The sequence below is a fragment of the Mycobacterium attenuatum genome (genome assembly GCF_900566085.1).
GTDB classification, from domain to species: Bacteria; Actinomycetota; Actinomycetes; order Mycobacteriales; family Mycobacteriaceae; genus Mycobacterium; species Mycobacterium attenuatum.
Window position 1 is genome coordinate 18,953 of record NZ_UPHT01000070.1, and the last position, 12,961, is coordinate 31,913.

Sequence of the window (12,961 nt, forward strand, 5' to 3'; positions counted from 1 at the left end):
CCTCAATATCAGGAAGGCCGCCATGGGTTTCATGTCCCCGGAGCTTCCGGACGTCGACCCCGCTACCTGGCAGTCCCTGCCACGGGCAACCCGGCTGCAAATCGTCACCCGGCATTGGGTCGACCACGGCTTCGGAACGCCTTACGCCGCATATCTGCTGTACCTCGTCAAGATCGGGGTATATGTCGCCGCGCCCGCGGCGATCATCTCGCTCACACCCGGCCTCGGCGGGCTCGGCCACATCGCCGACTGGTGGACCCAACCGATCGTGTATCAGAAGGTCATCATCTTCACGCTGCTTTTCGAGGTGATGGGCTTTGGTTGTGGGTCCGGCCCGCTGACCGGGCGGTTCATGCCGCCGGTCGGCGGATTCCTGTATTGGTTGCGGCCCAAGACTATTCGACTGCCCGCCTGGCCGGACAAAGTCCCGTTGACCCGCGGCGACAGCCGTACCGTCGTCGACGTCGCCCTCTACGCCGTCGTGTTGGCGGGCGGGGTGTGGGCACTGTTGTCGCCCGGAGAGGGGGGTCCGGTCACGGCCGCCGGCGACGTCGGCCTGGTCAACCCGGTGCTGGTCGTTCCGATGATCGTGGCCCTGGCTGTCTTGGGGCTGCGCGACAAGACGATTTTTCTGGCGGCCCGCGGTGAACACTATTGGCTGAAGCTGTTGGTGTTCTTCTTCCCGTTCACCGATCAGATCGCGGCGTTCAAGCTGATCATGCTCGCGCTGTGGTGGGGGGCGGCGACCTCCAAGCTCAACCACCACTTCCCGTACGTCGTTTCGGTGATGACCAGCAACAACGCGTTGTTGCGCAGCAAGCTGTTCAACCCGCTCAAGCGCCTGCTGTACCTTGACCCGGTCAACGATCTGCGCCCGTCGTGGCTACCGAAGCTCATGGCGCATGTGGGCGGAACCACGGCCGAGTTCCTGGTCCCCGGGGTTCTGGTCTTCGTTGCCGACGGCCACCCGTGGCGGTGGTTCCTCATCGGGTTCATGGTGATTTTCCACCTCAACATCTTGTCCAACCTTCCGATGGGCGTCCCGTTGGAGTGGAATGTGTTCTTCATCTTTTCGCTGTTCTACCTGTTCGGCCACTACGGCACGATCGGCGCCACCGACCTGCGATCACCGCTGCTGCTGGCGATCGTGCTCGCCGCGGTGGCCGTCGCGATCGCGGGAAACCTTCTGCCCGAAAAGATTTCGTTTCTGCCGTCGATGCGCTACTACGCCGGCAACTGGGCCACTAGCATCTGGTGCTTCCGGCCCGGGGCCGAGGACAAGCTCGAAGCGAACGTCGTCAAGAGCTCTGCGCTGGTGGTCAATCAGCTGGCCAGGCTCTACGGCGCCGACAGCGCGGAAATCATGATGGACAAGACCGCGGCATTCCGCGCGATGCACACCCATGGCCGGGCGCTCAACGGCTTGGTGCCCCGCGCCGTGGGCGGCCCGGTCGACGAAACCGACTACAGCGTGCGGGAAGGTGAGCTTATTGCGGGTCCACTGGTCGGGTGGAATTTCGGCGAGGGACACCTGCACAACGAGCAATTGCTGGCCGCGGTACAGCGACGGTGCAATTTCGCGGAGGGGGAGGTCCGCGTCGTCATCCTGGAAGGTCAGCCGATCCATGTCCAGAAGCAGTGGTACCGCATCGTCGACGCCAAGGCCGGCGTGCTCGAGGCCGGCTATGCCGAGGTCAAGGACATGCTGACGCGTCAGCCCTGGCCCGAACCCGGCGACGAATTCCCCGTCCACGTCACGACCGAGCGCACCATCCCATAGGGGTCAGGCGGTGACGCCCGCCGGTGGCGCAGCATGTCCGAGCAGTGCGATGATCGCCAGCGCCGCCTTGGTGACGTCGTGTGGTTCGCCGGTGATGATGTCGGAGTAGAGGAAGGACTCGACGATCCGCACGATCAGGTAGGCCAGGTCGTGTGGCGGCAACGGCGGGTCCATCTGCGTGCGCGTGATCTCCTCGCGGACAAGCGTTTCCACGGCCGCGACCAGCCGCGCCTGGACCGTTCCGGCCTGTGTGGTCAGGATGCGCAGCGCCCGTTCCGGTTCTCGTCGCAGAAATGCCCGGAAGTAGTCCGCCTCGTCCAGCAACGCCACGAAACGGCCAATAATGGCCGAGATGCGCTCGCCACCGGACTCCGGTTCGACGGGTGTGTCCCGCACGGCCAGGGCCAGCGTACGTTCGGCCAGTGACCAGAGGATCTCGGCCAACAGATCATCGCGGCTGCCGACCCAGCGGAACAGGGTGGCCCGGTTCACCCCGAGTTCGGCGGCCAGTTCCTGCATCTCGATCCGCTGGCCGGCCATGAACCACCGGCGGGCAATGCGGAATGCCGTCAATGCATCGGGCCGGCGGTCTGTCGCTGCCAGTAGCCGAGCCAGGTGTGTTTCGGCGATGTCGCACCTCCTGGTCTCAGTGAACGTCTCGCAACCGCACCAGGCTATCAGATGTTGCATCGCTGATTCGGGCGGTCCGGTGCTGCAACTGGAGGAAGCATTCGCTAGTTGGCGCGAATGGTTGCGGAAGATGGGCGTACCTAGTGAGATAACTCGTCATTGGTTGCAGATATGCAACGCATCTCTATAGGGTGCAAGCATGATCCTCAACCTGATCACCGGGGTGCGGTGATGCGCATCCTGGACCGCTTCCGGCTCGATGGCCGGGTCGCGATCGTGACCGGGGCATCCAGTGGTCTCGGCGTCGCGTTCGCACAGACGCTGGCCGAGGCGGGTGCCGACGTCGTGCTCGGCGCGCGGCGCGAGGAACGGTTGGCCGACACCCGCGCATTGGTCGAGGCGATGGGGCGCAAGGCCGTCGCGGTGCGCACCGACGTCACCGACCCCCAGCAGTGCCAGCGCCTGGTGGCTGCCGCGGTCGACGCCTTCGGCCGGGTCGACATCCTGGTCAACAACGCCGGGGTCGGCACCGCAGTGCCCGCTACTCGTGAGACGCCCGATCAGTTCCGTTCCGTGATCGACCTCAACCTCAACGGTTGTTACTGGATGGCGCAGGCCTGTGCGCAAGTCATGAGGTCCGGCAGCTCGATCATCAACATCAGCAGCGTGCTCGGGCTGACCACCGCCGGTTTGCCGCAGGCCGCCTACGCGTCGTCCAAGGCCGGGCTGATCGGCTTGACCCGCGACCTGGCCCAGCAGTGGACGGGGCGAAAGGGCATTCGGGTCAACGCGTTGGCGCCTGGGTTCTTCGAATCGGAAATGACCGACCAATTCCCCGCCGGTTACGTCGAGACCACGGTCATCCCGCGCACGCTGAACGGCCGCGTCGGTCTGGCCGACGAACTCGGCGGCGCCCTGGTCTTCCTGGCCAGCGACGCCAGCAGCTACGTCACTGGTATCACCCTGCCCGTCGATGGTGGCATGCTCACCTCCTGACCGCACCGACTCAGAAAGGCAGCCATGAACGTCGGATCGCACCTGACCAAACGAGCCGAGTTGAATCCCGATCTGGAGGCACTTGTCGATGACACCGCCGGACGGCGGTTCACCTTCGCCGAACTCAACGAACGCGCCGACCGGGCCGCCCGCATGTTGACCGGGCTGGGGCTTGGCAAGGGCGAGCGGGTCGCCGTGCTGTTGCCCACCTGCCACCAGTTCGTCGAGGTCTTCTACGGCGCGGCCCGGGCGGGGTTAGTGGTCGTTCCGTTGAACTGGCGGCTGGTCGCCAATGAACTGTCGTTCATGCTGCGTGACTCGGGCGCCACGGTGCTGGTGTTCGACGCCGAATACGACGCCGTCGTGGCCGAGTTGCACGACAGTGATGGAAACGACGACGGCACACCGGTGACGCGCTGGCTGCGCATCGGAGCCGACGGCCCAGACTGGGCGGCCGACTTCGATGCCCTTGTGGATCAGGCTGCACCCGAACCAATTTCGGCTGTCGGTGACGGTGATGACCCACTGTTCATCATGTATACCTCGGGTACCACCGGGCTGCCGAAGGGCGCGGTGCACACCCACGACAGCGTGCAGTGGTGCCTGCTGACCATGCAGGTCAGCGTCGACATGCGGTTTCGGGACCGTTACCTGATCTCGCTGCCGTTGTTTCATGTGGCGGCGCTTGCCCCGTTGGTCGGTTGTGTCTACGGCGGTGCGACCATCGTCATGGTGCGCCAGTTCGACCCCCGGCGGATCTGGGAGGTGTTCCGCGACGAGCAGATCACCACGACCTTGGCCGTGCCGGCGATGCTGAACTTCATGCTGCCGACATATCAGCCAGAGCTACGGGAATCGTTGGCGCTGCGCTGGATCATGAGCGGGGCGTCGCCGGTGCCGCCGTCGCTGATCAAGTCCTACGCCGATCTCGGCTTCGAAGTGCATCAGGTTTACGGGCTCACCGAATCGTGCGGTCCGGGCTGCGTGATCGGCCCCGACGACGCGATGTCGCATATCGGGTCGACTGGTAAGGCGTTCTTTCACACCGACATTCGCATTGTCGATGAGCACGGCGCCGATGCGGCGAGCGGTGTTGCGGGTGAGATTTTGATTCGTGGGCGCCACATCATGGCCGGGTACTGGAACCGTCCTGCAGCGACGGCCGAGACCGTCATCGACGGCTGGCTGCACACCGGCGATATCGCCGTTCGCGACGCCGACGGTTTTGTTTACATCCAGGACCGGATCAAGGACATGATCATCTCCGGCGGGGAGAACGTTTACCCGGCCGAAATCGAGGACGTCCTGCTGTCGCACCCCGGTATCGCCGACGTCGCGGTGCTGGGCATGAAGTCGGCCAAATGGGGTGAGTCGCCGTTGGCGGTGGTGGTGCGCGCCGACCCGGATCTCGACGAGGCCGCGGTGCTGACGCACTGCGAGGGCAAGCTGGCCCGCTACAAACTGCCGAAGCGGGCGGTTTTCGTCGACGCCATCCCGCGCACCCCGACCGGTAAGGCGCTCAAACGCGTTCTACGGGAAACATTTTCGACAGAGGCATCCGAATAGGCGAGGAGCCACCCATGAAGCAACTCTCCGGCTTGGACGCCGCCTTCCTCTACATGGAGACGCCGACGACCTTCGGTCACGTCACCGGCCTGATGATCTTCGAACGACCCAGCCCGGATTACGATCCCTATGCCGCGGTGCATGCCAAATTCGCGTCGCTGGTCGGCGAACTCGAGCCGCTGCGGCGACGCCTCGTCGCGGTGCCGTTCGGGCTCGATCATCCCTACTGGGTGTTCGACCCGGCGTTCGATCTTGACTTCCACATTCGCGAATTGCACTTGGCCAGGCCAGGTCTCGTCGATCAGCTGGCCGAGCAGGTGTGCCGAATCATCGCGCGGCCGATGGACCGCACCCGGCCGCTGTGGGAGGTATACGTTATCGACGGCCTGGCCGACGGGCGCTGGGCGTTGCTCACCAAATACCACCACGCCACCATCGACGGGGCTTCCGGTCAACTGATGCTGCAGATCGTTACCGACACCGAACCCGTCGTACCACCGCCGGGGGACGGCCCGGCCTGGGAGCCCGAGGCACTGCCGTCCACCACCGAATTGCTGCGCCGGACCGCAGGTCAACTCGCGCGCAACCCATTCCGGGCGATGCGGGTGCAAGCCCGGATCGTTGGTCGGCTCGCCGACGCCGCGGGAATTCACAGCGTGAGCAGCGCGGCGGGCCGAGCCGGCGACGCGGTCAAATGGGTCGCCCAACTGGGCCTCAGAAGTAGCGGCAACCGGCCGAACCTCTCGTTGCCCGCCGTCACGGCACCCCCGACGCCGTGGAACAAGACGATCACCAGCCATCGCCGCTTCGCCATGCGCAGCACCTCGCTGGACAACGTCAAGCGGCTCAAAGACGCCACCGGCAGCACTGTCAACGACATCGTCATGGCGATCTGCGCCGGCGGGCTGCGCGAGTATCTGTTGGCCCATGACACGCTGCCGGACCGCCCGCTGCGGGCGATGGTGCCGGTGTCGATCCGCACCGGAGACGAGGCGGACCCGTGGACCAACCGGGTGTCGGCGATCGTCGCCGAGTTGCCCACCGACTGTGCCGATCCGGTGGAACGGGTCGCGCGCTGCCGCAAGGCCATGCAGGACGCCAAACGCACCCACGAGCTGGTGCCGGCGGACGAACTGGTCGACCTCAGCCGCTATTCGCCGCCGGTGCTGTCGACCGCGGCGGTGCGGCTGGCGTCGCGACTGCGGCTGGCCGACCGAGTCTCGCAGCCGTTCAACGTCGTGATTTCTAACGTGCCCGGGCCCCGCCAGCCGTTGTATTTCGCCGGCGCGAAGCTGTGTCACCAATTCCCTGTGTCGATCGTCACCGATGGGCAGGGGCTGAACATCACCGTGGTGAGTTATCTGGACCGGCTCGACTTCGGCTTCATCGCCGACCGCGAGCTCGTTCCCGACGTCTGGGACCTGGCCGATATGCACGTGGCCGAGATCACCCGGCTGTTCGAGGCCACCGGAGCACAGTGGGCTCAGCCCCCGCAGCCGCCCTCGCCGCGTCGCGGCCCTATCAAGGGCGCCCCGAAGCCTGCCAAGGCCATAGCGAAGCAGCCGGCGAACAAGCCAGCGAAAAAGTCGGCGACCAAGCGGGCGGCCAAGCCGGCATCGACAGCAGATGGCGGCGCCCGGTAGGCCGACGGGTCGTCTGCCGGCCCGGTCCGGCCCGCCCAACCAGGCGCATCGCCGGAACTCCGAAAAGCCTTGTGTTCCAACGAAACTCACCCAGCACGGTAGGTCGAAGCAGTCGGGCTGGCGCTCAAACCGGATCCGGGACGGCGTGAATGAGTGGGGACTCGCGTCAGACCACTGCGGATTGTGGCAAGCACCGGCGAGAGGTCGGGGGACACCGCCGATCTTGTTCGGCGCGGGTGGCCAAGCCAGCGGGATCCTCGGGTGGGTGGGCCGGCCAACAGCTGGCGGTGAGTAAACCAGCGAATTTCGGGTACTTCCCCGCTATGGCGGTCATCATGGTCGGTGCCGCGCCACCACGATGGTGGTGCACCGAGCTGCTTCGCGCTGACTCGGCTCAGTCGTAGCTTTGGTGCCGGCGCACATGAGCACGCGCGGCGAAGCCGGGTCGTTTGTGCATTCTGCGGTGCTGTACCGCTCCGAGCAGCACTACCTCGACACGGTAACCCCTTTCGTTGCTCGCGGATTGGAGCAGAACGAGCCCGTGCTGGTCGCGGCGCCGGCAGACAAGCTGGCGTTGTTGCGCGAAGCGCTAGGCAAGTCGTCGGCCGAGGTGAGCATGGTCGACATGGCTGAAGCTGGCCGCAACCCCGCCCGGGCGTTGTGCGCGATGGACGTTTTCGCCGCCGCGCATCCGGATCGGCGGGTACGGGTGGTCGGCGAACCGGTGTGGCCCGGTCGCGGTCCCGATGAATATCCCGAGTGTGTCCAAAATGAGGCGCTGACCAACACGCTGTTCCGGGGACGCGACGTGACAGCATTGTGCCCGTATGGTGCCGCCCACCTCAGCGAGCGTGTGCTGGCCGACGCGCGGCTCACGCACCCGCTGTTGTGGGAGGGCGGCACATTGGTGCCAAGCGTTGACTACGCGCCCGAGGAAGCGGGGGCCCGCTACAACCGGCCGCTAGCTCGCCCGCCCGGGGCGATGTCGTATGTGGTCAATGCGCACCGCGATCTGGTTGCGCTGCGGTCGTTTATCGCCGTGTGTGCACAGTGGCTGGGCGTGTCCCCACGACGTGTTTACGATCTGCAGTTGATCGCCACCGAGTTGGCCACCAACAGCCTCGAACATGCCGGTAAGGCGTGTCGGCTGGCGCTGTGGCGAAACCTCGCGCATGTGGTGTGCGAGGCCAGCGACCGCGGCCGTCTCAACGACCCGCTGGCCGGCCGCCGGGCCCCGGCGCATGACGCGATCAGGGGTCGAGGACTGGTCCTGGTCAACGCCATGACCGATCTGGTCCGCATCCACGCCACCCCCACAAGCACAACCATCCAGGCGTTCCTTGCGATCGCCCCACGCCACAGATGAACCGTCGCCTCCAACGTGGTCTTGATGGCGTCCTAGGCCGCGGCTCGGTTGACATGCTCACTGCGGCAACCTGGTCTCAGCCCTGGCGCCGGCGCGCCAGATCGGTTCAACGGCAGTCGATTTGGGCGAAATGCTACTGCTCCCACGTGCTCGGGGTCAGCGATGCCGGCGTGGCGGGATCTGGCCCCGGTGTTCGATAATTGCACGAGCGACGTTGTTGAGTTTGGTATTGAGGTCCTGGGAGCAGCGCTGCCACGTGGCCGAGGCCTGGTCTGCGGAGATGCCCCGCGACAGCATGGGCATGCTCGAAACCGCTGTAGGTCGGCGTGTTTGGCGGTCAACTCGTGTGCCGGCGCGGAGCGGTCCCGGCGCAGGATCCCATCTTGTTCGGCGTCGATGGTGTCGTCGAAGGCTGCCGATGAAGCACGGCGCGCCGTTGCCGTTACGGCACCGGGTAGACCCTCCGCGGCGTCCACCCATCGCCTCAGCTCGGCGCGGTGCCGTCTCGCAGTGCTGGGTGGGGCATGTACCGCGGCCGGGACGCCGGCCGATCTGAAGGTGAGCCGTGGTGGCGCTCGAATAGCTCCAGGCAGACGCGGTGAGCACCGCCAGCGGTCACGACGTCAGCGAGTTAGGGGGTGTAGGTCTCAAGCGTGCCGGGTACTGCAGCAAGACTGCTCGTAGATGGAAGGAACTCCGATGGTGCCCGCCTCCACACCAGCGCGCCCGCTGATTAACGCGCTCGAGCAAGCCAGCGTGTTAGACGTCCCAGCGCAGACAATAGCCAGCAAGGTCCGCCAACTCCTTGGCGGCGGCAAGCTCAAACAAGCGATCAGCGGTACCTGGCTGGGTCATCCAGCACATCCACCGCTCACGGATTTGGTCATCGGTTCGTTCCTGTCGGCGTCGGTCCTCGACTTGCTCGCTCCCCGCGCCGGCGAACGAGCGGCGCGACGGCTGATAACCATGGGCATCGCCGCATCCACGCTCACCGCAGTCACCGGATTCAGCGACTGGGCCGACACCGAACTGTCCGACGAGAGCGTGCGCCGAGTCGGTCTGGTGCACTCAGAGGCGAACCTGCTTGCGTTAATGCTCTACTTCAGCTCGCTGATCGCCCGCCGCCGGGGTGCACGCATGAGGGGCGCGCTGCTTGCGTTCGCCGGAGCCGGCGTCCTGGGGGCAAGCGGGTACCTCGGCGGGCACATGGCCTATGTCCGCGGTGTCGGGGTCAACCAAACCGCCTTCGATGCCGGTCCGCAGGACTGGACGGCTGTCGGGGCTGGTGTCGAGCTGATCGACGGGCAAATGCTTTCCGCCGAGGCGAACGGCACGCCGGTGTTGTTAGTTTGGGAGGGCGGGAACGTCTACGCGATCCATGACCGCTGTTCGCATCGTGGGTGTGTGCTCAGCGAGGGCAAGCTGGAAAGCCACGTCATTACGTGCTCATGTCACGGTTCACAATTCGACGTTCGCGATGGCACACTTCTGCACGGTCCGGCCACCGTCAGCCAACCATCACTGGACGCGCGTGAAGTCAATGGCCGCATCGAAGTACGTAGAGTGACACGAGGCTAGCCAATCCCGGCGAAGATGACGGTCTTTGACGATCTTAGAAAGCCGACTCTACGAACGATAAGGGTGTGGGTTGTCGCATGACTGCCGGCACCGCGCAGCGGCCTACGGTATGTTGGCCAGCGGTGTTTTGAGGTTGGTCGGACGAGAGTCACCCAGGCTCGGGCGCAGGGCCGGCTAGTGCAGCGCGGCTGTGAGCGCCGCCAGCCGGTGCTCTTCGGCTTCTGCGGCGGCAGGCGCGTCGAGCGTGAAGCGCATGGCTTAGTTGTTGCCACGGCGGCGGTGACGGCTCGAAATAGGCTTGCGGGCATCGCGCGTGATGGCCACCCGTGTTACGCCGGTCGGACCTCGGGGCGAGCCAAACCCCGTTTGCGAAGCAAAGTTGTCTGCTGGCCGGGCGGCGAAATGCCGGGCGCTTCGGGGTTTCCGTTCATCGGTCCCGGGTATCAGCTGGTGATTCGACGACCAGGAGGTACCGGGTATGGATGCTTTGACGTTCCTTCGAAGTGATCACCAAAGTGTGCTGGGCATGTTGGAGGTCCTCGATGGCGCGCCGACGGGTGACGGCGCCCACCGCAGCGGATTGGACACGACGGTGACCAATTTGGTGATCGCTGAGTCGCAGCATGAGGCCATCGAAGAGCAGTTGTTTTGGCCGGCCGTCCGCGCGGCGCTGGACGAGGGTGACGAGCTGGCCGACCATGCGATCGCGCAGGAGCAAGACGGTAAGAAGCTGCTGCAGCAACTCGAGAATGGCACGCCGGGAGAAAACGGCTACGCCGCGGCGCTGGCTGCGTTCGTCGGGGCCGCACGCGAGCACATTCGTTATGAACAAGAGGTGGTCTGGCCGAGATTCAAGGAAGCGGTCAGCGCCGAGGAGCTGGAAAAGCTTGGCGGGCTGCTGGAAAAAGCAAAGAAGGCCGCGCCCACCCGGCCCCATCCCCATACTCCGTCGGGACCCGGTGCGCAGATGACACTGGGGGCGGCGGCCTCAATTGTGGATCATGTTCGGGATGCGGCGACGGGCCGAGCGCACGACAACCCGCCCGACCCGCCGCGGCCCTGAACCGGATTATGTTGTGGCGGTGTGTTGTTGGTGCGTGAAGGTTTCTGGCTGGGTATTGCGGGACTGCCCTGCGGGTTGTCACGCTGACCCCGGTTTTGCCGGGAGGAGCTGCCCAGCCATTCTTGGCTGTTGGGTGACCGGACGTAGTCCCATTGCATGCCCGACGGCCACGGCCCTTGCCCTTGGTTCCATGGTCCGCGCACGTCGGCGTCGCCGTCGGACATGTTGAACGCGACGTTTTGGAAGCGCTCGTCGCCGGGCAGCTGCCCGGGCGGGAAGTTGACGGGCAGCTCGTTGAGCGCTGCGGTGAACTGCTGAAAATGCGCGACTTCGCGGGTCATCAAGAAGGTGAGGGTGTCTTGCACACCGGGATCGTCGGTGAACTGTTTGAGGTACTCGTAGACGAGCTTGGCCCGTGACTCGGCGCCGATGTTGCTGCGCAGATCTACCGACGGGTCGCCGTTGGCGTTGATGTAGGCACCCGTCCACGGGGTGCCCTGGCAGTCGCTGACGTGGGGGCCGCCGCCGCTATGGGCAAAATACAGCGGATTGACGGCGACGTGGTGGATGATCCGGTCGCGTCCGTCACCATCGGCGACCGCGGGCATCCAGTCGCAGCGCTCGTTGGCCATCTTGAGATCGTCGTTGAGTCCGTCGAGCAACATCGTGATCATCGAGCCGACCATCTCGAGGTGACTGAGTTCTTCGGTGGCGATGTCCATGAGCAGGTCGTACATCTTGGGGTTCTTGTGGCGCAGGACAAAGGCCTGGGTGAAGTACTGCATCGCTGCCTTGAGTTCTCCATTGGCGCCGCCGAATTGCTCTTGCAGCAGTGTGGCGAACCGGGGATCGGGCTGGCTGACTCGGACCTCGAACTGCAAATCTTTGTTGTGAATGAACATGCGCGCTTCCTGTGCTTGGTGGGTTTGCTTGGTTGGTTTGGGTGCGCCACGCATACCCTGGGACGGCGCCGTCCAACCCGCTATCGACCGATCTCGTGGTGACGCCGCAGCGCACGGTTCACACCGGGACAATCTGACCGATTCTGGCGTGCGGACGCCGGCATGCCTTCCCGTTCACATGTGCGCCTGGTGCAGGGCCAGACTCAGCACAACCAAGCCCAGGAGCGCCATCAGGCAAAGTTCGCCCATGGCCACGCCGGCGATCAGCAGCCAGCGGGCGCAGCGGCGCCGGCCGCGTTCGAGTGCGGCACGACGGTTTTCCCGGGTGAACTTGGTTGCGATCAGAGCGAAGTCGATGTCCGCCAGTTCATCGGACGCGACGGGCGCACCCGCGGCGATGGCTTGAAGACGTGCCACGGGGATGTCGACGCCGACGCAAGCAAAGCGCCGGCTGATCTGCCGCGCCCGCCTACGGTTGAGGAGGTGTCTGCGGATATGCCGGCGCTGCCGCAGAAGTCGCGATCGGCGCCCGGCCCCTGACTGGAAGATCATCGCTCACAGCTGTTCGCATCGTGGGGCCGGTGAGGCGGCGCTGGGTAGCAAGAGGCTTTCCGGGTCTGATCGCGAACGACAAAGATACTCATGGTGTTCCAAGGTCTCGCGGGGCCAACGCCGCCTCCTGGGGAGACGAGGTGCGGCCGGAACATTGTGCCGACACCTTCATGTACCTCCGGGGTGCACGACTAAACATGCGAGACCAGCGGGGTGGCGGGTAAGTGTGGCGGTCCGAGGTAGTCGAGATCGTTCGGTTGCCGACGGGCGCCGCGGCTGCAAGGTCGACGTGCCTAAAGGTCCCGGCAATGACCGGGATTCACGCTTGGTTCAGGCCCTCGCCGAGTTGGTGCACCACTGGGCTCTGGTGGTTTTCCGACAATGCGTGTCCTAGACCGAGGGCCATCGCGACGGGCCATTCCACGAGCTGCAGCACCGGCCAAAGCGCCCAGCGGCATCGCCGCCGACTGCCGTTGCGCTCCTGCGAATCGCGGAACCTCCATTGACATCCAGACTTCCCGGCAACGCGAAGCTCAACCCTGGGACAAGTGGCGCGGTCTGCGGGCCCGGGAACAGCAGCTGGGCGGTCGAGCAGCCATGCGCGACAACGGTTTAGAGCATCTTCCCGTTGCGGCCGACTTCCCCGGGGGACCGGCCGTCAACGACGCACGCAATTTCTGCCAGTCGGCGCGCGGCGGACCGACTCAGTGCGCACGGGAGGCCCAAGCCTTGTCTGGCGGTGCTAGTACCGCCCGAAGGCGATGGCCACGTTGTGGCCGCCGAATCCGAACGAGTTGTTGATCGCATACCGGTAGTCACCGGGCCGCGGCTTACCCGCCACCACGTCCAAGTCGATCTCTGGATCGAGGTTTTCCAGGTTCAGTG

Annotated in this window: 9 protein-coding genes and 2 pseudogenes; 7 read left to right on the forward strand and 4 right to left on the reverse strand. The window is 65.2% G+C overall.

Annotation, left to right across the window (positions count from 1 at the left end; genetic code table 11):
* Nucleotides 1-22 precede the first annotated feature (22 nt).
* Entirely contained in the window at nucleotides 23-1,780 is a 1,758-nt protein-coding gene (locus tag EET13_RS11875) for a DUF3556 domain-containing protein (protein WP_122442474.1), read from the forward strand.
* A 3-nt stretch (nucleotides 1,781-1,783) separates the two neighbouring features.
* Here the strand turns inward: EET13_RS11875 and EET13_RS11880 are convergent, their stop codons facing one another.
* A complete protein-coding gene (locus EET13_RS11880; RefSeq protein WP_168990753.1) occupies nucleotides 1,784-2,470 on the reverse strand; it encodes a QsdR family transcriptional regulator in 687 nt (228 codons plus the stop codon).
* Nucleotides 2,471-2,641: 171 nt separating this feature from the next.
* Between EET13_RS11880 and EET13_RS11885 the strand changes: the two genes are divergently transcribed.
* The 6 genes from EET13_RS11885 to EET13_RS11915 all read left to right on the forward strand — a co-directional run bounded on the left by EET13_RS11885 (nucleotide 2,642) and on the right by EET13_RS11915 (nucleotide 10,622).
* On the forward strand, nucleotides 2,642-3,406 hold the full coding sequence (locus EET13_RS11885; protein ID WP_122442476.1) for an SDR family NAD(P)-dependent oxidoreductase: 765 nt from the start codon (nucleotides 2,642-2,644) through the stop codon (nucleotides 3,404-3,406).
* A 24-nt stretch (nucleotides 3,407-3,430) separates the two neighbouring features.
* Nucleotides 3,431-4,972 carry an acyl-CoA synthetase gene (locus EET13_RS11890; protein WP_122442477.1) on the forward strand — a complete coding sequence of 514 codons (1,542 nt, stop codon included), beginning with the start codon at nucleotides 3,431-3,433 and terminating at the stop codon, nucleotides 4,970-4,972.
* Between the two features lie 14 nt (nucleotides 4,973-4,986).
* Nucleotides 4,987-6,615, forward strand: coding sequence for a WS/DGAT/MGAT family O-acyltransferase (locus EET13_RS11895; protein WP_122442478.1), 1,629 nt, complete (start codon nucleotides 4,987-4,989; stop codon nucleotides 6,613-6,615).
* A gap of 421 nt (nucleotides 6,616-7,036) precedes the next feature.
* Complete coding sequence (locus tag EET13_RS11900) at nucleotides 7,037-7,981, forward strand: sensor histidine kinase (protein WP_122442479.1); 945 nt, start codon at nucleotides 7,037-7,039, stop codon at nucleotides 7,979-7,981.
* Between the two features lie 684 nt (nucleotides 7,982-8,665).
* Nucleotides 8,666-9,559 (forward strand): Rieske (2Fe-2S) protein, encoded by an 894-nt coding sequence (locus EET13_RS11910; protein WP_122442481.1) that lies wholly within the window; start codon nucleotides 8,666-8,668, stop codon nucleotides 9,557-9,559.
* A gap of 478 nt (nucleotides 9,560-10,037) precedes the next feature.
* The gene (locus EET13_RS11915; protein ID WP_122442482.1) at nucleotides 10,038-10,622 is read left to right on the forward strand and encodes a hemerythrin domain-containing protein; all 585 of its coding nucleotides are present in this window, start codon (nucleotides 10,038-10,040) and stop codon (nucleotides 10,620-10,622) included.
* 6 nt (nucleotides 10,623-10,628) lie between these two features.
* Here the strand turns inward: EET13_RS11915 and EET13_RS11920 are convergent.
* The 3 genes and pseudogenes from EET13_RS11920 to EET13_RS11930 form a co-directional block, all read right to left on the reverse strand.
* Nucleotides 10,629-11,524, reverse strand: a pseudogene (locus tag EET13_RS11920) (manganese catalase family protein).
* Between the two features lie 174 nt (nucleotides 11,525-11,698).
* Nucleotides 11,699-11,941 (reverse strand): hypothetical protein, encoded by a 243-nt coding sequence (locus tag EET13_RS11925; RefSeq protein ID WP_122442483.1) that lies wholly within the window; start codon nucleotides 11,939-11,941, stop codon nucleotides 11,699-11,701.
* An 877-nt stretch (nucleotides 11,942-12,818) separates the two neighbouring features.
* Nucleotides 12,819-12,961, reverse strand: a pseudogene (locus EET13_RS11930) (beta-ketoacyl-ACP synthase); the annotation flags it as partial.

Coding starts and splice junctions, on each gene's coding strand:
- EET13_RS11875 (WP_122442474.1), top strand. CDS start 23: ATGGGTTTCATGTCCCCGGAGCTTCCGGACGTCGACCCCGCTACCTGG.
- EET13_RS11880 (WP_168990753.1), bottom strand. CDS start 2,470: ATGCAACATCTGATAGCCTGGTGCGGTTGCGAGACGTTCACTGAGACC.
- EET13_RS11885 (WP_122442476.1), top strand. CDS start 2,642: ATGCGCATCCTGGACCGCTTCCGGCTCGATGGCCGGGTCGCGATCGTG.
- EET13_RS11890 (WP_122442477.1), top strand. CDS start 3,431: ATGAACGTCGGATCGCACCTGACCAAACGAGCCGAGTTGAATCCCGAT.
- EET13_RS11895 (WP_122442478.1), top strand. CDS start 4,987: ATGAAGCAACTCTCCGGCTTGGACGCCGCCTTCCTCTACATGGAGACG.
- EET13_RS11900 (WP_122442479.1), top strand. CDS start 7,037: ATGAGCACGCGCGGCGAAGCCGGGTCGTTTGTGCATTCTGCGGTGCTG.
- EET13_RS11910 (WP_122442481.1), top strand. CDS start 8,666: ATGGAAGGAACTCCGATGGTGCCCGCCTCCACACCAGCGCGCCCGCTG.
- EET13_RS11915 (WP_122442482.1), top strand. CDS start 10,038: ATGGATGCTTTGACGTTCCTTCGAAGTGATCACCAAAGTGTGCTGGGC.